This is a genomic window from Segetibacter koreensis DSM 18137, from assembly GCF_000374045.1.
Classification (GTDB): domain Bacteria; phylum Bacteroidota; class Bacteroidia; order Chitinophagales; family Chitinophagaceae; genus Segetibacter; species Segetibacter koreensis.
This window is the reverse complement of record NZ_KB893328.1, coordinates 23,973-45,072: the sequence shown is the minus strand read 5'-3', so window position 1 is coordinate 45,072 and position 21,100 is coordinate 23,973. Positions and strand designations below refer to the sequence as shown.

20 protein-coding genes are annotated in these 21,100 nt (G+C 36.6%); 7 read left to right on the top strand and 13 right to left on the bottom strand.

The window, feature by feature from the left end; all coding sequences use genetic code 11:
- Window positions 1–175: 175 nt before the first annotated feature.
- The gene (gene pdeM / locus B154_RS0113875; RefSeq protein ID WP_018614856.1) at window positions 176–859 is read left to right on the top strand and encodes a ligase-associated DNA damage response endonuclease PdeM; all 684 of its coding nucleotides are present in this window, start codon (window positions 176–178) and stop codon (window positions 857–859) included.
- A 305-nt stretch (window positions 860–1,164) separates the two neighbouring features.
- The gene (locus B154_RS0113870) at window positions 1,165–1,998 is read left to right on the top strand and encodes a histone deacetylase family protein (protein ID WP_018614855.1); all 834 of its coding nucleotides are present in this window, start codon (window positions 1,165–1,167) and stop codon (window positions 1,996–1,998) included.
- Between the two features lie 48 nt (window positions 1,999–2,046).
- Here B154_RS0113870 and B154_RS0113865 read toward each other — a convergent pair whose 3' ends face one another.
- The 5 genes from B154_RS0113865 to B154_RS30750 form a co-directional block, all read right to left on the bottom strand.
- Window positions 2,047–2,829 (bottom strand): RMD1 family protein, encoded by a 783-nt coding sequence (locus B154_RS0113865; protein WP_018614854.1) that lies wholly within the window; start codon window positions 2,827–2,829, stop codon window positions 2,047–2,049.
- A 190-nt stretch (window positions 2,830–3,019) separates the two neighbouring features.
- Window positions 3,020–3,763 (bottom strand): PIG-L deacetylase family protein, encoded by a 744-nt coding sequence (locus B154_RS0113860; RefSeq protein ID WP_018614853.1) that lies wholly within the window; start codon window positions 3,761–3,763, stop codon window positions 3,020–3,022.
- 125 nt (window positions 3,764–3,888) lie between these two features.
- Window positions 3,889–5,568, bottom strand: coding sequence for a carbamoyltransferase C-terminal domain-containing protein (locus B154_RS0113855; RefSeq protein WP_018614852.1), 1,680 nt, complete (start codon window positions 5,566–5,568; stop codon window positions 3,889–3,891).
- A gap of 357 nt (window positions 5,569–5,925) precedes the next feature.
- Window positions 5,926–7,233: an O-acetylhomoserine aminocarboxypropyltransferase/cysteine synthase family protein gene (locus B154_RS0113850; RefSeq protein ID WP_018614851.1), complete on the bottom strand. Its 1,308-nt coding sequence runs from the start codon at window positions 7,231–7,233 to the stop codon at window positions 5,926–5,928.
- A 261-nt stretch (window positions 7,234–7,494) separates the two neighbouring features.
- Entirely contained in the window at window positions 7,495–7,878 is a 384-nt protein-coding gene (locus tag B154_RS30750) for a response regulator (RefSeq protein WP_169337669.1), read from the bottom strand.
- Between the two features lie 321 nt (window positions 7,879–8,199).
- Here B154_RS30750 and B154_RS0113840 point away from each other — a divergent pair, with 321 nt between their 5' ends.
- Both B154_RS0113840 and B154_RS0113835 read left to right on the top strand, forming a co-directional pair.
- Window positions 8,200–9,759 (top strand): protein adenylyltransferase SelO, encoded by a 1,560-nt coding sequence (locus B154_RS0113840; protein WP_018614849.1) that lies wholly within the window; start codon window positions 8,200–8,202, stop codon window positions 9,757–9,759.
- Between the two features lie 120 nt (window positions 9,760–9,879).
- The gene (locus B154_RS0113835; RefSeq protein ID WP_018614848.1) at window positions 9,880–10,338 is read left to right on the top strand and encodes a hypothetical protein; all 459 of its coding nucleotides are present in this window, start codon (window positions 9,880–9,882) and stop codon (window positions 10,336–10,338) included.
- 3 nt (window positions 10,339–10,341) lie between these two features.
- On the opposite strand, the gene rpiA is transcribed toward B154_RS0113835, so the two are convergent.
- Window positions 10,342–11,025 (bottom strand): ribose-5-phosphate isomerase RpiA, encoded by a 684-nt coding sequence (gene rpiA / locus B154_RS0113830; protein WP_245542604.1) that lies wholly within the window; start codon window positions 11,023–11,025, stop codon window positions 10,342–10,344.
- Between the two features lie 629 nt (window positions 11,026–11,654).
- Here rpiA and B154_RS30745 point away from each other — a divergent pair.
- Window positions 11,655–14,432 carry a PQQ-dependent sugar dehydrogenase gene (locus tag B154_RS30745; RefSeq protein ID WP_018614846.1) on the top strand — a complete coding sequence of 926 codons (2,778 nt, stop codon included), beginning with the start codon at window positions 11,655–11,657 and terminating at the stop codon, window positions 14,430–14,432.
- A 2-nt stretch (window positions 14,433–14,434) separates the two neighbouring features.
- Here the strand turns inward: B154_RS30745 and B154_RS0113820 are convergent, their stop codons facing one another.
- From B154_RS0113820 to B154_RS33390, 5 genes are all read right to left on the bottom strand, one after another.
- Complete coding sequence (locus tag B154_RS0113820; RefSeq protein WP_018614845.1) at window positions 14,435–15,037, bottom strand: alpha-ketoglutarate-dependent dioxygenase AlkB family protein; 603 nt, start codon at window positions 15,035–15,037, stop codon at window positions 14,435–14,437.
- Complete coding sequence (locus tag B154_RS33400) at window positions 15,024–15,191, bottom strand: Ada metal-binding domain-containing protein (RefSeq protein ID WP_281166870.1); 168 nt, start codon at window positions 15,189–15,191, stop codon at window positions 15,024–15,026. Before B154_RS33400 ends, B154_RS0113820 begins: the two co-directional genes overlap by 14 nt.
- Before the next feature lie 81 nt (window positions 15,192–15,272).
- Window positions 15,273–15,821, bottom strand: coding sequence for a 2OG-Fe(II) oxygenase (locus tag B154_RS30175; protein ID WP_211217498.1), 549 nt, complete (start codon window positions 15,819–15,821; stop codon window positions 15,273–15,275).
- A 325-nt stretch (window positions 15,822–16,146) separates the two neighbouring features.
- Window positions 16,147–16,377, bottom strand: coding sequence for a methylated-DNA--[protein]-cysteine S-methyltransferase (locus tag B154_RS33395; protein ID WP_245542603.1), 231 nt, complete (start codon window positions 16,375–16,377; stop codon window positions 16,147–16,149).
- 70 nt (window positions 16,378–16,447) lie between these two features.
- Complete coding sequence (locus B154_RS33390) at window positions 16,448–17,005, bottom strand: helix-turn-helix domain-containing protein (RefSeq protein ID WP_245542602.1); 558 nt, start codon at window positions 17,003–17,005, stop codon at window positions 16,448–16,450.
- Window positions 17,006–17,315: 310 nt separating this feature from the next.
- On the opposite strand from B154_RS33390, the gene B154_RS0113800 reads away from it, so the two are divergent.
- Window positions 17,316–17,843 (top strand): hemerythrin domain-containing protein, encoded by a 528-nt coding sequence (locus B154_RS0113800; protein WP_020601312.1) that lies wholly within the window; start codon window positions 17,316–17,318, stop codon window positions 17,841–17,843.
- A gap of 634 nt (window positions 17,844–18,477) precedes the next feature.
- The gene (locus B154_RS0113795) at window positions 18,478–19,560 is read left to right on the top strand and encodes a glycoside hydrolase family 43 protein (RefSeq protein ID WP_018614843.1); all 1,083 of its coding nucleotides are present in this window, start codon (window positions 18,478–18,480) and stop codon (window positions 19,558–19,560) included.
- Window positions 19,561–19,622: 62 nt separating this feature from the next.
- Here B154_RS0113795 and B154_RS0113790 read toward each other — a convergent pair whose 3' ends face one another.
- Both B154_RS0113790 and B154_RS0113785 read right to left on the bottom strand, forming a co-directional pair.
- The gene (locus B154_RS0113790; protein ID WP_018614842.1) at window positions 19,623–20,522 is read right to left on the bottom strand and encodes a DMT family transporter; all 900 of its coding nucleotides are present in this window, start codon (window positions 20,520–20,522) and stop codon (window positions 19,623–19,625) included.
- Window positions 20,523–20,694: 172 nt separating this feature from the next.
- Window positions 20,695–21,093 (bottom strand): response regulator, encoded by a 399-nt coding sequence (locus tag B154_RS0113785; protein ID WP_018614841.1) that lies wholly within the window; start codon window positions 21,091–21,093, stop codon window positions 20,695–20,697.
- Window positions 21,094–21,100 lie beyond the last annotated feature (7 nt).

The following is a 21,100-nucleotide window of genomic DNA, read 5'->3' as shown; positions in this document are numbered from 1 at the left end:
ATTAAGCTGCCCGCTTGTAACTGAAACAGATAAGCATATAGACGGAATAAAATTTACGCTTTTCTGCGCGATTGTCGTATGTTAGCTAGTTCTTCCTTTAAAAAAAATCAAATTTTTCTGCCCCTGATAACCTTGATTCCTACCCTATCTTTGCCGTTCTTTAAATTGAAAATAATTGCAGGCATTTGAGAGGTTTATTTTAAATCAGCAAACATTGTGGCTTTCTGCTGACCGTTGTATATATTGGGAGGAGCAAAAATCACTCATTATTTCAGATCTTCATTTTGGAAAAACGGGTCATTTTCGTAAATCAGGGATTGCTGTTCCTCAAAGCGTTTACAAAGAAGATATGCAGCGGCTGGTAAATCAGTTGCAGTTGTACAAACCACAACAATTAATTGTTGTCGGCGACCTTTTTCATAGCGTTGTCAACAAAGAACTTGACTTTTTTAAAAAATGGCGCAACGACTTCAGCCATCTTCACATACAACTTGTTAAGGGCAATCATGATATTTTAAAAAATGAATGGTATTCCGAAGCAAACATTTCAGTTTCAGATAATCATTTACATGTTGCCAACTTCTGTTTTGTTCACGATATCAGCGATGCATGTACCCCTTCTCCTCAAATCAATTATTACTTTAGCGGTCACATACATCCCTGCGTGTTGCTCAAAGGCCTTGCAAAACAAAGTCTTTCTTTGCCCTGTTATTATTTTACTGACAGTTTCGCGGTTCTTCCTGCATTTTCGAAGTTTACCGGCGGAGCATCCATTGAACCAAAATCATCTGATAATGTTTTTGCAATTATACCAGCAAATCCATTAAAAAGCCAGAACGCAGCTGTTATTAAAATATAGAGCAATTATTTATATCATCGATATTTGAAGAAGACAGGAGGAGGATTTGGTTAGCCAGCAGAGAATCATCTGTTATGCTTCTGTTGCGTCGCACTCTTGTACTGTCAGAACTTAATGGAGCAGATCCTTTATTAACAATAAAATCATTAAACAACTCTTTACAATCAATTGCTAATAAACAAAAAACGACGAAAATCTAATAATCCATTCAATAACCTTTTAACAGTTCAATAATTAACAGTTCAATAAAAATAGCTTACTCACCAATATATGCTCACCCTTTACCTGAGGGGCACCGGTTTCCTATGCTTAAATACGAACTAATTCCGGAACAGTTACTTCATGAAGGAACCATTACTAATGAAAATCTCATAACTCCACAGACTTGTACCGAGGAGATTATATTATGGACTCATGAAAAAGGATACCTGGACAAATTATTACATCAAACACTTTCTGCATCTGAGCAAAGAAAAATTGGCTTTCCGCAATCTCCCGGGCTCACTTTAAGGGAGCTAATTATTACGCAGGGAACAATCGATTGTTGTCATTGGGCATTTGAAAGCGGTATAGCTTTAAATGTGGCAGGTGGCACTCACCATGCTTTTGCTGACCGCGGAGAGGGATTTTGTTTGCTGAATGACCAGGCAGTAGCGGCAAATTATCTTTTGCGTAAAAAACTTGCTAAAAAGATAATAGTAGTTGACCTTGATGTGCACCAGGGAAATGGCACTGCAAAGCTTTTTGAAAATGAACCTGGCGTTTTTACTTTCAGCATGCACGGCCGGCACAATTATCCCTTTCACAAAGAAAAATCTGACCTTGACATTCCGCTCGCTGATGGAATTAATGATGCCGCTTACCTCAGTATTTTATCAGACACTTTATCTAAACTTTTTGGACACGTAAAGCCTGATTTTTGTTTTTTTCAATCAGGTGTTGATATTCTTGAAACAGACAAATTTGGAAAACTGAAAGTAACTATACAAGGTTGCAAACAAAGAGATGAAATAGTGCTTTCTCTCATTAAAAAACATTCCATACCCTGTGTAGTGTGTATGGGCGGAGGATATTCGACTGATATAAGACATATACTGGAGGCTCATTGCAATACATTTCGAACTGCACTTAACCTGTAGGGCAATTGTTTTTGCTGCTGTTTTTATTTATGCTATCACCGGTAAAGTTTAATGCAATAATTTTTCAACAAATAAATTCAGTACCTCTACAAGTATTAAAATAATAACAATCCACTCAAGAATGTTGCTATGGCGGGATTGCAAAAGCGCCCTGAAAAGTTCCAGGTTGTCTTTTATAATATTTAATCCATCATGAATGTTTCTTGACCGTTCCTGCAAGTCAAACATGCGCTTCAGGTCAAGATCAATTTTGTTCAGATTTTCGTCCTCCCATGTCTCGGGAGGCGAGTCGAATATGTACAAGTTCTCAGCAATGCGGTTCTTCAACAACAGCGATGTTCCGATGTATTTTTTCAGACGCAATCCTCTTATGCCCAACCTGCCCTTTGTGGCTAATATCTGAGTATGAAAATTGGTTTCTTCCAAAAGCTTGGTCGTTTCTTCGGAATAATAATCGAGGGCCACCGATTGGGAAACATTCAACATGATCAAACGTAAAACTTCTATATCTGAGCCTATAATCTCTATATACTTATAAGCGATTTTGTTCTCATTTCCATTGGTTTTAATTTGGTACTCTTCGGATAGGCTGTCACTAAAAGGGTTTTTGCAATAATTTGAAACCAGCAGTAAAAATTCAGATATCTTAATAGGGTCACAATTCAAGAAGCACACCACGCCATACTTAAATACATAAACGTATTGATCTGTATCTATTTTATAAAAAAGCTCACTTGGGTCGCTATGATATAATTCAGCTTTAAAAACATTTTTAAATGTTTTTACGTCAATATTATCAGCTATTTGGTATGATATAACTTGTTGCTGCATTTATTAACGATAAAGAGGAAAGGCTTATAGTCAATATAAATCAATATCCAACTCCAACAAATAGTAACACCTTAAGTTCCCTTCACTTTAAATTTACAAAATACTTTTTGAATTTCCTCTATTACCGTATCGTCATCTGGTAGCCTCTCCTCTCCCACTCATTCCATAATCATTATTAACAAATCTGCCTCTAGTCGTTTTCTAACAACGTTGCCCACCTCTCGATCTCAAGATCTTCACTCCACAACCTTTCACCTTCCATTGCGTTCATGCGTGAAAGAATCTCCGAATGAATTTCCTCATTCAATTGGCTTTTATATACCTTGATTGCGTGTCCTTTATCTATCGTACAGTTTTGCAGACCACATGTATAACTTTTCAGTTTTACATCTAATTTTTCTTCCAGGTCTTTAATGTGCCGGCGTACCTGGTCTTCACCGATTCTTTGCGCATAGGGCAAGTCTTCAAAAAAAATAACACTAAACTTCTTGTACAGTTTGATCACCGCTTCGCGGCAGATAGCATGGTCAATATGATTGCCAATAGCAAGCGGGCAAAGTAATATTCCACCAACAACATGTTGTTCCAACAATTTCCCTAATTCGTCTACCAGTTGCAGTTCATTTTGTTGAAATGGCTGATTCTGGAAAATATATCCATTTCTTAAAGGTGCATCAAGCAGGTCGAGATTAATGATTTTGATAGCAGAATTAAAAAGTTTATTATATTCAACATCTTCCATGGCCCGCAGCAGGCTGACCGATTTTACATCCTTATCAGTAACGGGAAGTGCTGTCCATTTTGTAATCGTAAAACAATTAATAAGAGTAACAGGTACTTTACGGTTAAGCAGTTTTGAAATTGTAATTGTAAGGCCGTATGCAGCATCATCAAAATGAGGCGAAAGAATATATATTTTAGGAGGATTATTCATTTCTGGTTAAAACTGATCTTGTTACAAATTTTACTATTAACACTTAAAGACACAAAGTCACGCTAAGGGAAAAACATTTACCCCGCGAAGCTTTGTGTCTTTAGACTTTTTATAATTCAATAAAATTACCCCGCAACCTTTGCATTCGACAATTGCAATGGATTACTCACCTCGTTCTTTTTTGAAATAATATATGGCGGCACCACCAGGTAATGAATTGCGTTATTTACGAAACAATTTATTGCATCAGTCAATGTCTCTACCATTGTCTCATTTTTACCGTTGAAAGATGTGTTGGCAATAATGCCCACGCCTGTTTTTTCTTTGAAGTTTTTTATAAGATCATAGATAAATTCATTATCTTCTTTACTAACGGTTTGTATTCTCGCACTATGATCAACATGTTCTATCGTAGGAAACTTATCTTTATACTTATCATGTAAAAATGCAGTGAACAGCATAAACGGTGTTCTTCCTTTAAAATTAAAATATTCACTTACATCTTCTTCTAAAACAAATGGTGCAATGGGACGGAACCATTCACGACCTTTAATAAATGCATTAATCCAGAACTTATTTACGGCATACCTCGTATCAGCAACAATGCTGCGGTTACCCAATGCCCTGGGGCCAAACTCACTATTACTTTGAAAAACACACAATATCTTACCCCAGCGCAGATGATCAGAACAGAGCTCAATAAGATTTTCTGGTTTTTCAATTTTCAAATCAGGATAATTATCAATGAGCTTCGTCACTTCCTGTATATCTACATCCGGGCCGAGATAATCAAACCGCCATTGATATTCATTTTTAATTTTAAAACACTCTACAGCACCATAAATAGCACAGCCCACGGAAGTACCTCCGTCATGCGGAGCCGGTGGAATGAATAAATCATAACCTTGCTCAAGAACTTTTGTATTAGCTACACAATTAAGGGCGCAGCCACCTGCATAAGCTATATTTTTTGTGCCTGTTGTTTCAGCCAGCCATGCTGCTATCTCTATCAATGCTTTCTCAAAAACATCCTGTCCTTTTGCTGCAAAATCTGCTTTTTCCTGAAAGGTCTTTTTCTGGTCTTTATAATTATAATCCGTACACTTAAACATTTCCTGCCATTCCTCGGGTATGAAAACTTCGCCTTCTTTCACTATTAAATCCGGTAAGTCTAATGCATCTAAGTTACCGTAAGCAGCAAGACCCATTACCTTACCTTCATTACCCTCACCTTTAAACAAACATTCAGTGAGCTTATAATAAAAATTGCCAAGCCCGTGAGGGTTCTCAGGATCGCGGTCGTGTAATTGCTTTTTTATACATTTTATCTCACCATTTTGACAATAATAATAGGAGGCAACTTCAAATAAATTCTCCTTACCTTCCTTACCGGGGTAGTCGTACTTAATATGCTCTACGGGACTGCCAACACTATCAATAATCATAACAGCACAAGTGTCAAAACCACTTGGCGGGTAACAACTATATAAGTGAGAAAGATGGTGTGAAATCTCAACGATGCGGGCATTAGGTTTAAGGTTTAAAACAGTTCTAAGCTCCTCGTGATACTGCTCCTTTTTTTCGCGTTCCGTATCTGCACTCCAGCATTCGACCACAAGATCGTAGGGTCGGTCAACCGCCGGAATTCGTTCTTTATACAGCTTCATATCGCCCAACCTTCCCCAATGATGCTTTCTTTTAGTTAACCGCTCTTTATGTATAGACATTACATGTTTACCGCCCTCAAATATTGATATAGTTCCGTCTTGTGTTCTGTTAATCCCCAGGATAGAAGGTGCGTTCATAAGCAAGAAAATAATTTAAAATTTAATGAGTATTTGTAAGTGGAAAAGATATAAAAAATTGTACCACCAGAAACCTATAAAATTCGTATAAATAAAAAATGAATTAAGAATTTTTTGTAGCTACAAGTTGAGGTTTAGCAGGTAACCTTTTGACATTCCTATTATTTTTAACCTATAATTCTTAATACTATTGCAAATATTAAGAGAGGCTCTCCTCCGGCGAAACAGGGTGTTAAAATGCGATTGATTGCATTATCCTTTTGATATAATAATGCCCGTTCTCATCAGGTAGAAAAGAACGGGCTATTTAATTATTTCAATAAATTACAAAAGTTTTTTGTAAGTAGAAATTACAGATTATCCTAGAGCCACTTTAAATGCTGCTTCTATATCATCTTTTATGTCTTCAATATGCTCTATGCCTAAAGATATACGCAGCAATCCTGGCTCAACACCGGCAGAACGTTGTTCGGCTTCTGTCAGTTGTTGGTGAGTGGTAGTGGCCGGATGTATGATAAGTGTTTTAGCATCCCCTACATTAGCAAGGTGACTGATCAGTTTCAGGTTATTTACAAATGTATCAGCAGTTTTATTTCCACCTTTTATTTTAAAAGACAATACACCTCCAAATCCGTTTCGAAGATATTTTTTCCCCAGTTCATGATATTTATTTCCTTTTAATCCAGGGTAATTAACATACTCTACTTGTGGGTGGTTCTGTAACCACTCGGCCAGTTCCATTGTGTTGTCTACTGTTCGTTGCACACGCAGGCTTAACGTCTCAAGACCTTGCAGAAACAGGAATGAATTAAAAGGGCCTAACGCAGGACCTAGACTTCGAAGGCCTGTTACTCTCGCCCTGATTATATAGGCAATATTACCAAAAGAGCTATTGCTGCCAAACACTTCCCAAAACTTCATGAAGTGATAAGCTTCATCTGGTTCTGTGAAATAAGGAAACTTGCCATTACCCCAATTAAAATTACCTCCGTCAACTATAATGCCGCCTATACTGGTTCCATGCCCGCCTATCCATTTGGTAGCTGCCTCTACAATTACATTGGCGCCAAAATCAATTGGCCTGCATAAGTAACCTGCTGCGCCAAAGGTATTATCAACAATAAGGGGAATATTATTTTTCTGCGCTATCTCAGCCAGTCTTTCAAAATCAGGAATACTGAAACCAGGGTTCCCTATTGTTTCAACATAGATGCCGCGTGTGCGGTCATCAATCTTAGCTTCAAAATCAGCAGGATTATCAAGATCTGCAAATTTTACCTGGAAGCCTAAACGCTTAAAGGTTACTTTAAACTGGTTATAGGTTCCGCCGTACAGGTAAGAAGACGACACAATATTATCTCCCTGCTGTAAAATATTTTGTAGCGCAATAAATTGAGCCGACTGGCCTGAAGCTACAGCTAGTGCACCTACACCTCCTTCCAGTGCGGCGACTCTTTTTTCAAACACATCAGTAGTGGGGTTCATGATGCGTGTATAAATGTTTCCAAACTCTTGCAGTGCAAACAAGTTAGCTGCATGTTCTGCACTATCAAAAACATAAGAGGTAGTCTGGTAAATTGGTACAGCCCTCGATTTGGTTACAGGATCAACCTCCTGGCCGGCATGTACCTGTAATGTTTCAAAACGTAAATTTTGTTGTGACATAACAATGGTTAGTTGATAAAATTTTAATAGAAGATATAATAAAAGCGTTACGAAGTTAATTAAGCTTACTTGTGATTCTAAACTTTTTTATTGCAAATCAACAACTTTGAGATAGCAATAAAACAGCCAGTTTTTTTAATAATGCGAACATGAATTTTACAATCGCTTGTTTACTTTGCTCAATATAGCTTATATGGTGCTAAATAAAAAAAGCCACCTCATTGGCGGCTTTTTTTATTTGTCCTGGCGCTACTTGTGCTGCTAATTCAACAATCCCATCATAGACTGGTAAAGTTTGTCTTTGGTAAAAGGTTTCTGCAAAAAGATATCGGCGCCATTATCAAGGGCCACATCCTCCACAGAAGCATCATAACCAGAGATCATAATAATCTTTATAGCCGGATAATTACTTTTGATATAACTTATAAAATCAATGCCGTATCCGTCAGGAAGTTTGTTATCGAGAATAATAACTGATGCATCTTCTTTTGCCAGATACTCCTTTGCAGCGGCAAGGCTCTTTACATGATCCAGTTCCACATCTTTACCATTCAGCATAATGTTCAACAGTAAGCACATGTCACTTTCATCTTCAATAATCAATGTCTTTTTTATTTTCTTGCTATTTATTGTCCTGTTTGACATAACTAATTTTTTACGCGTTTTTTCTGTTAACAATAATTGACCCTGCAAAGGTATCTTGATAGTCATTAAAAAACTGTTCCAAATAAAAAAAGAAAAACGTGTTGCACAAGTAAAATTTGCAAATGGCAAAAGAGGTAGATTTTGTGTAGTATCGTATTAGTAAAGAGGAGGGTCTTAACAATAAGTTATAAAAGATGTATGGAAAACATGTCAATGTTGTCAATTGTAATAATTAAAATCGCTAAAATAAAATGGGCAAAGAAATTGCGATAAATTAGATTACAAGATTTTCTTTGAACGGAACTATTTAAGCCAGTATTTATGAAGAACATAAGCTCAATTGATTTTAGGAATGACTTTGTCAACGGTTTTAATGGAGATGAAAGTGGAAATATAACTCCGCGACAAACTCCTGGTGTATTTTATAGCAGGGCTGTACCGACAGTGGTAAAAGATGTTACACTTATCGCGTGGAGTGATGAGCTGGCAAAAGAACTGGAAATACAGAGACCAATAAACCAAGCGGACATAGATATTTTGGGCGGAAAGATGGTGACGCCTTCGATGCGTCCGTACGCTGCATGTTATGCGGGCCACCAGTTTGGAAACTGGGCAGGCCAATTAGGCGATGGAAGAGCAATAACACTTGGAGAATTACAAACATCTACGGGCAAAGTTTGGGAACTGCAGTTAAAAGGCGCCGGACGAACTGCTTATAGCCGAAATGCTGATGGAAGAGCAGTTTTAAGATCTTCTTTAAGAGAATATCTTATGAGTGAGGCAATGCATTACCTGCGGGTTCCAACCACAAGGGCGCTAAGCCTGGTAAGTACAGGAGAACGGGTAATGCGTGACATGTTTTACAATGGAAACGCTGCGTATGAACCCGGAGCAATTGTAATGCGTGTAGCCCCCAGCTTTTTGCGTTTTGGCAATTTTGAAATGCCCGCTGCCAGAAGTGAGATAAATAATTTAAGAAAGCTTATCGACTGGACGATTGAAAGATACTATCCTCATATTAATGGCGATAATAAAATTTTGGCCTGGTTTACAGAAGTAGTTGAACGCACTGCAAGTTTAATGGTGGAGTGGTTAAGGGTTGGTTTTGTTCATGGTGTTATGAATACCGACAACATGTCCATTCTTGGTCTTACGATTGATTATGGCCCTTACTCATTTGTTGATGATTATGATCCTAACTTTACTCCTAATACTACAGACCTGCCAGGCAGAAGATATGCTTTTGGAAGACAGGCCGCCGTTGCCAAATGGAACCTGGCGTGTCTTGCCGGTGCTATTGCTCCGATTGTAGAGGATAACGACAAACTAATAGCAAGTTTAGAGTCATACGATGATTTTTACTGGAGCAGGTATAATACCATGATGGCAAACAAACTAGGACTGGATGCAGTAAGCGAAAAGGACATGAAGTTTGTTGAGCAGTTTGAAAAAGTGCTTAGCGTTATAAAGCCAGATATGACAATTTTCTACCAACTGCTTATAGACCTACCCGGGGAAATAGAAAATGAACAAGCTGTAATTGAACATTTTGAAGAAAGTTTTTATGAAACCCCATCTGATGGGGAAGTTGAAAAACTTTTTGATTTGATGAAAACATATTCAGAAAGAATTCAATCAAATACAATCAGCAGGAAGGAATCAATAAAACGGATGCGGGAAAATAATCCACGTTTTGTTTTACGGAATTATTTGCTTCACCAGGCTATTGAAGATGTAGAAAAGGGTGATAATACGCTGTTTGTAAAACTACAGGAAGCTATAAAGGAACCTTATTCAGTTAAGTTTGATCAATTTTATGCAAAAAGACCATCATGGGCAGCTGAAAAGGCTGGATGCTCAATGTTAAGTTGCAGTTCATAAGATAAAATTTCCCGCTAATAAAAACATTAGTTGTTCACCCTTTTAATAAGTTTTACTAAATTACATGACATTCTAACTTTACTATCGTAGGATTAAAAGTATTAGCATAAACTCTTTGTTATGAATATTCAAGACCCCTCAGTTCCTTCATCTGAAAATGAGAATACAGGAAAACCTCTTAAATTCCCTGATACTAAAGAAACCGGTCATCCATCGGCGGGCGATGAAGAAAACTCTGCAAAGCAACAGTGGAAAGAAATGAGGGAGGAGAGAATAAAAAACAAAAAAGACGATATAGATCTTTCACTTCAGTCTCCTCAAGATGCAAATACGCAAAAGCATGTCAATTTTCTTGATACTGAAGAGGAAGAAACCAGAGACAGTACATCTGCCACAGAGAACGAAGAAAGCCCAACCCAACGACAATGGAGAGAAATGAGGGAGGAGAAAATGAAACACAAAACAGATGACATCGATCCTTCACTTCAATCTCCTCAAGATGCTAACACGCAAAAGCATATTAATTTTCTTAAAAATGATCAGGAAAGAACAACGAATGAATCTTCTGACGAGGATTAATAATTATTGATAAACAACTGTTGTATTGCTTTCACCAACACCCATTATTACTTTATTTGCGAGCTTAATAAACAATCCATGGGCAACAATTCCTACTATATTATTTAAGGTTTCTGATATATAAACAGGATCTGCAATGGTGCCGAAATCAGTATCTATAATGAAGTTTCCGGCATCGGTTATAAAAGGTTGATTATTTGATATCCTTATTTTACCAAAACCGCTCATGTGGAACAGTTCGCGGATAACATAATTAGCAGCAAACGGTACAACTTCAATAGGGAGCGGAAATGAGCCTAACGTATCTACTTTTTTTGAGGAGTCAGCAATAATTACTTCAACATTAGTCATAGACGCAACTATTTTTTCCTTCAAAAGAGCTCCCCCACCTCCTTTTATCAAAACCAGATCGCTGTTAAATTCATCAGCTCCGTCTATCGTTATATCAATAAAATTTACGTCATTGATATCCATTAACGGTATATTCAGGGATTTAGCGAGTTCTTTTGTTTTATTTGATGTGGCAACGCCTTTAATATTAAAGCCCTGTTTTACCAGGTTTCCTATTTCTTGCACGGCATATATTGCGGTAGACCCGGTTCCTAATCCTACAATTTGATTATTGCTTATAAGCTTAACAGCTTCTTTTGCCGCCAGTTGCTTTTCTTTTTCTAAATGGTTCATCATGTTTTAAGAAGATTTGTGCAGTTTTTACTTGCATAAGAAGTTGAAAAAAATAATACCAGTTTGGCCTCCACTATTTTTTTCAACATACATAATAAAGATAAGCTACAAAACAATCATAAGTACTTACAATAGAATTATGAGTTTAACGAGTTTCAGGCATCTGACGGAGTTTAAACAAGTGAGTTTATAAAATATCAATAATTGCAGAAAAGGCTGATTGCAGGTTTTAAGTTAGTCTGCAGAAAGAACATAGTCTATGAGCTTTCGCATTGCAACATTAAGAAATACAAACATGAGCTGGTCATGTTCCTATGCTTATTATACCGGATTAAAAACATTAATATTATAACTTTTCTAATATTTGATTTAACTTTAGCTAAGATAGATGTCGTTATAATCAGGCGTAGTTGCGCTCGGCGGGGAGAAACTTTTTAAAAGCTTAATTTCTTTACAATACTAACCTACATAAAACTCCAGCTGGTCTAAAGTTGAATGTTCTTAAGTAATTTTTTAAAGTATTTTTTAGATGTCATCTTTTGTGAAAGTGAAAGGAGCAAGAGGAAATAGACACATCAAACTTTGATTTTGTTTCCACTAAATAAGCATCACATCTCAATAAAAAAAGCTATATGCTAATACTTTTCCAACAGTTCTTGCAAAAATTTTATCAAACGCTTTTTATAACATTCGCTAAAATATCTATTTCAATATTTATTTTCTTTTTGATACTAGTCTTGCCTGCGATAAGTCAACAACTACCAAAAGGATTTAACCAAATTCTGGTTGCAAGTGGTATCAGTAATCCTACAGTAATGGCTTTTGCCCCCGATGGTCGCCTTTTTGTTGCAGAACAAACCGGAGCACTAAGAATTATTAAAAATGGCGGTTTGCTCTCTAAACCTTTTATTACTTTACAGGTAAACTCAAAGGGCGAACGTGGTCTGTTAGGGATTGCTTTTGATCCAGATTTTAACACCAATAAATATATATACTTATATTATACACTTTCTTCTGCTGCCAATAATCGCATTAGTCGTTTTACAGCAAATGGCGATGTTGTGGTACCGGGAAGTGAAGTTGTAATTTTAAATCTTAGTCCCTTAAGCAATGCAACAAATCATAACGGCGGAAGTATACAGTTTGGAAAAGATGGGAAATTATATGTAGGAATTGGGGATAATGCAAATTCCGCAAATGCACAAAACCTTGACACTTATCTCGGTAAAATTCTTAGGATCAATGCTGATGGCACTGTTCCTGACGGCAATCCTTTTAAAACCGGTAGTGAAGAACGCAGGAGAATTTGGTCGTATGGGTTGAGAAATCCGTTCACCTTATCGGTGCAGCCTCTGACAGGTAAAATATTTGTAAATGATGTTGGCCAAAATATGTGGGAAGAGATAAATAATTGTACTACAGGAGGATTAAATTATGGATGGCCTTTAGCAGAAGGAAAAGATTCTACTTTACATTATACAAATCCGGTGTACACTTATGCTCATGGCAGTGGAAGTGAAGTAGGGTGTGCGATAACGGGAGGAACTTTTTTCAATCCATCGAAAACCAATTATCCATCTTCTTATGTAGGAAAATATTTTTTCCTGGATTATTGCAGCAGGTGGATCAATTCGATCTCCATTAAGAATAATACTGTAAAACGTGAAAATTTTGCTTCATCCATACCAGGCAGTGCTGTCTGTATTACAACAGGTAATGACGGAAATTTGTATTTTCTTAGCCGTACCACCAGTGCTGTTTATAAAATTACATACACTAATTCCGACGCACCTGTTATTGATGAACAGCCTGTAAGCATTACCGTATCAAAAGGAAAAACCGCAGTTTTTTATGTAAAAGCTAGTAGCGCTGACTCTTTATTCTATCAATGGAGAAAAAATGGCGTAAGTATCAAAGGAGCTACAAACCCTTCTTATAAAATTTCATCTGTAACTTACTCTGATGCTGGCACTTACTCTGTTATCGTTAGCAATCGTGCAGGAAGAGACACAAGCAGCAATGCCACACTTACAGTTACAGATTCTAATCAAACGCCAACGGCTACGATAGAAACACCTAAACAAGGAGCCACATACGCAGGGGGAAATAAAATAAGTTTTTCAGGAGCCGGAACAGACCCGGAAGATGGTTCTTTGCCAGCTTCTGATTTTAAATGGTTCGTCTTATTTTACCACGATGCTCATACCCATCCTGGCCCGACCATCCCAGCCGGAATAACCCGTGGTTCATTCACTATTCCTGACATTGGTGAAACTTCGGCAAATGTTTTTTACCGTTTATATTTAGTAGTGACAGATTCAAAAGGCGCATCAGATACTTCATTCACCGACATACTGCCAAGAAAATCTACTATAACAATTCAAACCAATCCTGAAAATTTGCTGGTTACATTGGATGGCCAACCCTTTACGGCACCTGTAACTGTTATCAGTGTTGAAGGAATGGTACGAACAATTGGAGTAATAACGCACCAGGGAGATTATACATTTAGCGGTTGGAACAATGGAGGGGATACAATACAAACATTTGCTACTCCTGTTAATGATGTTGCTTACACAGCTAATTTTTCGAAAACAACACAAGAAATACTGACACCTGTAGCTGATGCTTTTGTACGAGCAGGCACATTTGCAAATACAAATTTTGGTTCCAGTCCCGTTTTATATTCAAAGAAATCCCATGTAGCTTATTACGAACGGGAAATATATCTAAGGTTCGATATTTCATCTTTTCCTCCTGACGCTTCTTCTGCGACACTTCGTTTATATGGAGCATTAAATAGTACAGAAGATGATTCTGTAGCTATTGATGTTCATAATGTATCAGACAATAACTGGGTTGAAACTACGATAACACGCAATAACAATCCACTTGAAGATACTTCAACTGTTGCCACTACATCGGTTGCCGGAACTACATTCAGATATTATGATTGGGATATTACAAAGTATATAAAAATCTTTAAAAAGGCAGGAGCGAATTTTGTCACGATTAAACTTATCAATCGTGATATAACAGTAAGTCGCGTTGAATTTAATTCAAGAGAAGCAGAAGCTAATAGACCGCAGCTAGTGGTAAATTATTTTTCAACTGCCAGTAAACAACAAAATAACACACAGATAGTTTTAAAGGAGAGGCCTAATAAAGAGTTGATGTTTTCAATTTATCCCAACCCGGCAAAAAATATTTTTTATGTATTAGTGAAAAATAATTTCAATTCCGATGTAATTACATTGTCTGATATTAATGGCAGGCTAATAAGAAACATTGCGATTACCAATAATAAAATGGAACAGATAAATGCAGGAGATTTGAAAAATGGTGTGTATTTATTGACTGTCAGAAATGGAAAAAAATCAATAACAAAAGAAATAGTAGTAGAAAAATAAACCTAGGTCACCATTGTTCTAAAAGTGAGATTTACTCTTGGTAGCATTATTTTTTTCGATTTTGGCAAACAGTGCAGCCAGTTTATTTGTGTTGCATCTTTCATTACCAGCAGACTTCCATGTTCTAAAATAACTGATACGGGTTCCTTTGTCTTTTTATGTCTGAAAGAAAATTTTCTTTCAGCGCCAAAACTAAATGAAGCAATGGCCCCATTTCTTGCTAATGATTTTTCATCATCACTGTGCCATGCTACACCTTCATCTCCATTATGATACAAATTAAGCAGGCATGAATTGAATTTGCTTTCCGTAAGTTCCTCTGCCATTTGTTTGAGTTCTAACAATTCTCTAGTCCATTCCAATGCCTGTTTTGTGGTGTTAGAGTAAGTATATGAATAACCTGTATCGCCATACCAGGCCACTTTTCTTTTGGTAATAATGTGTTTTCCAAAGATAATGGCTTCATCATTTTTCCACTTTATGGTGTGTAACAGGCAGTCCAAGTAATCATCCGCCTCTTTTTGACCGAGCACTTTTCCATAATAATTTACTACGCCGTCATACGGTAATAAGTTTGTTATCCTCTCTGTATTAAACAAGTCCATTTTTCCATTTTTTATAATCGCTCCTCATGCAATGTCCACATGGGCGAAAGCCATTCTTTATTGCTTCTGCTTCTGTGCAGAAAAAGACCCGGTTTTGCTTCAGCATTCTTTTTCCGGATATGCAATTTAGTTTGCCATAAATTTTAAGCTTCATGTTTCCACCAAAACGAATAAAATTTTGTCTAATTTGTTTTCGCAATTCAGTGTTACTAATGTTATTATGATGGATCATGTATTACTTTAAGGCATCATGAAAAATAATTCCAAGGGTATGACGTTCTCCTTCGTGTACCTCACTTACCCCGTGTTTCATATTTGCCCGATAGTATCCTTTGCTACCTTTTACAGGTCTGAAATTTGTTGTAAAAATTAGCATATCTCCTTTTCGCGGTTGTAAAACAATCGCTTTAGATTGCGCTCTCGGCGTTTGTTGTATTAATACAAATTCACCGCCTAAATAATCTTCAGCAGGTTCATTTAAAAATAAAACCATTTGAATCGGGAAAAATATATCTCCGTATAAATCCTGGTGCAGAGTGTTATGCCCGCCCTTGCCATATTTTAAAATGAGCACAGTTGGCTTTGTTTGATTATTGTTGTGACAAAGCCTTTGCAACTCTTCAAATTTACACGGAAATTCTTTTTCTATATGCAAAACATTCATCCATTTATTTGCAATTGGTGCAAGTTTAGGATATATTTCTTCTTTGATTGTTTGTATTAAACCTGGTAATGGATAATCGAAATATTTATATTCACCTAGTCCAAACCGATAACGTTCCATAATGATTTTTTGCGATAAAAATCAGGATCATTATAATTATCTATAAGCATTTTACAACTTTCAGAATAATAATTCAGGCACTACGGCAAAGCCTTTTTCATGCATATTTTCTGATACACTTTCCCAATTAATCGAAGAAATTTTTTCTTTTATATTTTTCATTGTTTTAAAGCGTTCGATATAGATTTTGAGGAAGTGTTTTTAAGAAAAATGGAAAAAGCTGTCATTTGTGTTCATAGCTTTTTAAAGCTGAGTGGTGAACAGAAAGCACAAGAGTGCGACGCAACCGCGGTTTCATAGTAGTAATAAAGCTTGGTCCATAATTTTAATTTACTTTAGAAATAGCATCTGCATGAGCAGCTTCCCACCCAATCATAGCTGCCTTACGAATGCTTCCCCAATGATATTGACCAAAGACACCAGTTGACTGAATGACGCGGTGACAAGGAATTAAAAATGCTACCGGGTTATCACCTACCGCGGTGCCTACAGCTCTTGAAGCATTGGGCAGGTCTATTTGCCTTGCAATGTTTCCATATGTAGTTAAGTGCCCCATTGGAATTTTTAAAAGTGCTTCCCAAACTTTTAATTGAAATTCTGTCCCTTTTAAATGTAACTTAACCTGGTTAAGCTCGCTCCAATCGTGCGTAAAAATGTATAATATATTTTTGTTGTGCCAGGTCAACTATTTGGTTGTACACCGCATTGGGAAATTTTGTCTTTAACTCCTGTAATGCATCCTTTTCACCAGTTGCAAAAGCCATATGACAAATACCTTTGCTGGTAGATGCTACCAAAATATTTCCAAAAGGACTTTCGGCAAAACTATAATTGATGGAAAGGTTCTCACCACCATTTTTATATTCACCCGGTGTCATTCCTTCTATGTTTATAAATAAGTCGTGAAGGCGACCCGTACCGGAAAGCCCGGTTTGGAACGCTGTATCAAACAAGGTAGCGTTGTTTTCTTTCAGCATCTTTTTTGCGTGCTCCACCGTGATGTATTGCAAAAACTTTTTAGGACTGACACCTGCCCAGTCTGTAAACATTCTTTGAAAGTGAAACGGGCTTACATTTATTTTTTCAGCTACTTCTTCGAGACCGGGTTGTGTTTTGAAATTGCTTTTTATATACTCAATCGCTACTGCAATACGGCTAAAGTTAGTTTCGTCCTGCGCTTTCATTTTATGATTTTTAATTTGACTATACAAAAATAAAAATGTCTATAGCAGGTATCAACCCGAAAATTGCTATGTTTCAAAAAAGTTTTAAAAACCTGCTTTTTCTATCGACCGCCGCGTGAAAATAGTGCAGCAATCTGTTGTAGACATGTAAAATATTCATCGCCATTCTTCCTTACAAAAGGTGAACATTATGGCTTGATTCTGCCGTTTGTACCAACCACATATTTGTGCTATTGGGATAAGAATATTTGTATTGTTCTTTTGTTAAGGAAAGCCAAAACAGATCTTCTAAATTTTAAAATGTCAAATCATGCGTTACAATATTTTTAACCAGGTACACAGGCCACTAAAAGAGTGTTTGTTATCGACCTGTATTTACTTAAGTAGAAATGGCGACTGGAATATAGCAACAGCAGTGGAAGCGATATACAAAGTAGAGGAAGTACTTGAGCTTTGTGATGAACAGGTAAAATATGAGACTGTTAATATTTTGCCTTTTATTTTTGAATATGAGCCATCGGTGTGGAATAGCTATACCAGTGAACACCATAAAATAGCCAACCTGTCTCTCAGTCTTGAAAGCCTTATAAAATCGTTTTATAAAATGCAGGGGGCAGAAAATAAATTAGCGGTGATGGAATTAATAAGTGAAAACTTTAATGAATTCATGCTTCTTAACTACAACCACATGGACGATGAAGAAGCAGTGCTGAACGAAATTCTTTGGCGCTATTACAATGATGTATTTATTAAACAAATAGAAAGCGAGATGATTGCCAAACCAGGCACGAAGGGCCAGCGACGGAAAAAAGGAATGCAGATGGCTAATGCCGCATAAATAACTAAACTGTCGTGAGGTATTCTTTTCCCCAACTCCTGATGCTCCGTATATAGGTTTTCTGAAGCAATTTTTTTTATTAGCTGCAGCAGGCTTTTAATTGCACGTTTTCGGGAAGCTAGATTAAAAGCGGCTATTTCCTTCACCATAACGATGCAGCTTGTTGCTTAATCTTTTAATGACATAAAACAAAAGCTTTTTCTTTTGCTAACAATGGCCGATATTGTTGCACCTAAATATTTTAATCTCAATTATGATTATTATGATTTCGTATTCATAGCGGGAGTGAGTTATTGTTAATAATAAGAAGTATTTATAAAAACACATTTTCTCTTCATTCCTTTACTGCTACAACCCTTAACCTTTTATAACTAGCAAACCACTTACCGTCATAAAATATTTTGTCGCGAATAGATTCCTTAAAATAGATACATCTAGTTAAGATCTTTTTTGTCAATAATTATAAAAAAAAGACAGAGTTTATTCAAAAAAAATTAATATTGGAAATTTAAAGGCATTTATAAGAGATAATAACAACTTTACTTTAAATAAAAAGTAAAACAAGTATAAAAAGCCGAAAAGATTTTTAGCGTAAAAAAGACAAAAAAGACTGAATAAATTCAAATAACAAACAATGACGAGATCTGTATATAGTAAGTTTTTCATTATTTTATCTGCTACTGTTTTGGTATCAGTTTTCTCAGGTACAACGAAGGTAATAGCTCAAAATAATAAATCTACCGCCAAAAAATACTTATCAAAACCGTTAGTAACACATATTTATACCGCTGATCCTTCTGCTCATGTTTTTAACGGAAAAATTTACATCTATCCGTCGCACGATATTGAATCAGGTATAAAGGAAAATGATAACGGGGACCATTTTGACATGAAGGATTATCACATACTTTCGATGGATAGTATAAATGGAAAAGTTAAAGACCACGGAGTTGCGCTAAGCGTTAAAGATATTTCATGGGCGGGAAGGCAATTGTGGGCTCCCGATGCTGCTTATAAAAACGGTACTTATTATTTGTATTTTCCTGTCAAAGATAAAAATGACATATTCCGGATTGGTGTAGCTACCAGTTCTTCGCCAACCGGCCCTTTTAAATCGCAGCCAAAACCGATAGAGGGCAGCTTTAGTATTGACCCCGCAGTTTTTACAGATACCGATGGCAACTCGTATATGTATTTTGGTGGTATTTGGGGAGGCCAACTGCAAAGATGGAGTACCGGTAAATACGATGCCAATGGTTCTAAAACTGATAATGGAAAGGATAACGAACCGGCATTAAGCGCCAAAGTAGTTAAAATGAGCAAAGACATGTTACATTTTTCAGAGCCGGTAAGGGATGTGACAATAGTTGATAAAGATGGCAAACCACTACTAACGAAAGACCACGACAAAAGATTTTTTGAAGGTGGATGGATGCATAAATACAATGGGAAGTATTACTTCTCTTATTCTACCGGCAACACTCATTTTCTTGCATATGCAATTGGCGATAGCCCTTATGGTCCGTTTACTTACCAGGGTGTTTTCATGACTCCTGTAGAAGGCTGGACAACACATCATTCTATAGTTGAATTTAAAGGGAAATGGTATATCTTCTATCATGATACAGAACTATCCGGTAAAACTTACTTGAGAAATATAAAAGTGACGGAGTTGAAACATAATTCAGATGGAAGTATTGAAATGATACATCCTTAAAAAAAGCAAGCTTTTTTTTAAATAATAAAGCGCTTGCGGAAGGCAAAAATATTTTTTCGATATCAGGAACCGGCACTTTGTTTTGAACTTTTTTGTGCCAAAAATAGCCCGGCCAATACAAGAGCGACACCAGCAATTGTATAGCTACTGATAACATCATGTGTTAACCAGGCCGCGATAGCAAAGCCAAAGACAGGGCATAGAAAAAGCCACAATCCAGCTTTTACTGCATTTGTGCTCAATAGCCATAACCATATTTGCACAGCAAAAATAGATACCGGCACAGCTAACCATAACACACTTAGCCAAAAACCCGGGGTGAAATGATTATTAGTATTGTGATACGTAATTAGAGTTACCGGCAATAATAACATTCCTCCTATTAATGTTTGCCATCCATTAATAGTAAAAAGATGCAAACCATTCCACTCTTTAGTAGAAAAATAAATTGCGCCGGCAGAATAGGACAACATGCTAAATAATAAAAGCAGTAATCCAGCTGTTGTCACCGTTGCCTGTTTAAATAAAGGCCACGACGCGATCATGACTCCGGCTGTACCTAAAATGATAGCGATCACCGTTGCTGGCTGTAACCTCTTCCTTAAAAAGAAAACCGATATAAGACTAATAAATAACGGATTAGTCGCTACAGCCAATGAACCTATGCCGGCAGTAACATGTTGCATTGCCACAACATAACATCCTAAATAAACAGTAATATTCAGTAAGCCATACACAGTTAGATATTTCCACTCTTTACCGGTTGGCAGGGCATATCTTTTAATGAGATGAGAAAAAACTAACATCACCACGGCGGCAATCATAAACCTTACCTGCGCTATTACCAAAGGCTGGGCATCTGCCAAACCAATTTTTGTTGCAGCTGATGCAGATGCCCATAATATGGCAAATAATATTCCTGCAACTATCCAGGTGTATTGTTTTGAGTTTGAAAAGGCCAAAAGAATAATTATTTCGACGATAGCTACTAAAATTATACCCTCCTCGCGGCTACAATTGCAAGCGGCAATGAATGAAATAATGCAACTGAAAAGTCAAAATGAAAGCGTATAAATGTAGGTTTTAAAACCTCCGTATTATTAACAATCAAATAAAGGTAGAAAAGTCCTTTTTTCAGTTATACACTTCATTTAAAAGATTAGTTATTTTCACCTTCAGTTCATTAAAAGAAGTTGGTTTGCTTAAATAATTGAGGGCGCCTAACTCTCTTGCTTTTATTTTATCTGAGTCACGCGAAGAAGTTGAATAAATGATAACGGGAATATCATTTAAGTCTTCAGAAGTTTTGAGAAGCTGCAAAAATTCAAAGCCGTGCATAAAAGGCAGGTTTAAATCTAAAAAGATAAAATCAGGTTTATGTTGATTATCTGTTTTTAATGCCCTTAATCCCTGCTCGGCATTGTCATAGCAATTACATTCAATTTGGGTATTAATTTCATTTATCGCATGCCTAAAAATCATCTGATCGTCCCGGTCATCATCTACTAACAATATTTTACAAGGTATATTCATAATAGAA

Bases quoted from the DNA above. Each gene is read 5' to 3' on its own strand.
- B154_RS0113855 (WP_018614852.1), bottom strand. From the start codon at position 5,568: ATGAACGCACCTTCTATCCTGGGGATTAACAGAACACAAGACGGAACT.
- B154_RS0113835 (WP_018614848.1), top strand. From the start codon at position 9,880: ATGAATATTCAAGACCCCTCAGTTCCTTCATCTGAAAATGAGAATACA.
- B154_RS33390 (WP_245542602.1), bottom strand. From the start codon at position 17,005: ATGAAAGCGCAGGACGAAACTAACTTTAGCCGTATTGCAGTAGCGATT.
- B154_RS0113785 (WP_018614841.1), bottom strand. From the start codon at position 21,093: ATGAATATACCTTGTAAAATATTGTTAGTAGATGATGACCGGGACGAT.
- B154_RS0113820 (WP_018614845.1), bottom strand. From the start codon at position 15,037: ATGGACTTGTTTAATACAGAGAGGATAACAAACTTATTACCGTATGAC.
- B154_RS33395 (WP_245542603.1), bottom strand. From the start codon at position 16,377: ATGGGGCACTTAACTACATATGGAAACATTGCAAGGCAAATAGACCTG.
- B154_RS0113840 (WP_018614849.1), top strand. From the start codon at position 8,200: ATGAAGAACATAAGCTCAATTGATTTTAGGAATGACTTTGTCAACGGT.
- rpiA (WP_245542604.1), bottom strand. From the start codon at position 11,025: ATGATGAACCATTTAGAAAAAGAAAAGCAACTGGCGGCAAAAGAAGCT.
- B154_RS30750 (WP_169337669.1), bottom strand. From the start codon at position 7,878: ATGTCAAACAGGACAATAAATAGCAAGAAAATAAAAAAGACATTGATT.
- B154_RS0113800 (WP_020601312.1), top strand. From the start codon at position 17,316: ATGCGTTACAATATTTTTAACCAGGTACACAGGCCACTAAAAGAGTGT.
- B154_RS0113865 (WP_018614854.1), bottom strand. From the start codon at position 2,829: ATGCAGCAACAAGTTATATCATACCAAATAGCTGATAATATTGACGTA.
- B154_RS30175 (WP_211217498.1), bottom strand. From the start codon at position 15,821: ATGGAACGTTATCGGTTTGGACTAGGTGAATATAAATATTTCGATTAT.
- B154_RS0113795 (WP_018614843.1), top strand. From the start codon at position 18,478: ATGACGAGATCTGTATATAGTAAGTTTTTCATTATTTTATCTGCTACT.
- B154_RS33400 (WP_281166870.1), bottom strand. From the start codon at position 15,191: ATGAAGCTTAAAATTTATGGCAAACTAAATTGCATATCCGGAAAAAGA.
- B154_RS0113850 (WP_018614851.1), bottom strand. From the start codon at position 7,233: ATGTCACAACAAAATTTACGTTTTGAAACATTACAGGTACATGCCGGC.
- B154_RS0113860 (WP_018614853.1), bottom strand. From the start codon at position 3,763: ATGAATAATCCTCCTAAAATATATATTCTTTCGCCTCATTTTGATGAT.
- B154_RS30745 (WP_018614846.1), top strand. From the start codon at position 11,655: ATGCTAATACTTTTCCAACAGTTCTTGCAAAAATTTTATCAAACGCTT.
- B154_RS0113870 (WP_018614855.1), top strand. From the start codon at position 1,165: ATGCTTAAATACGAACTAATTCCGGAACAGTTACTTCATGAAGGAACC.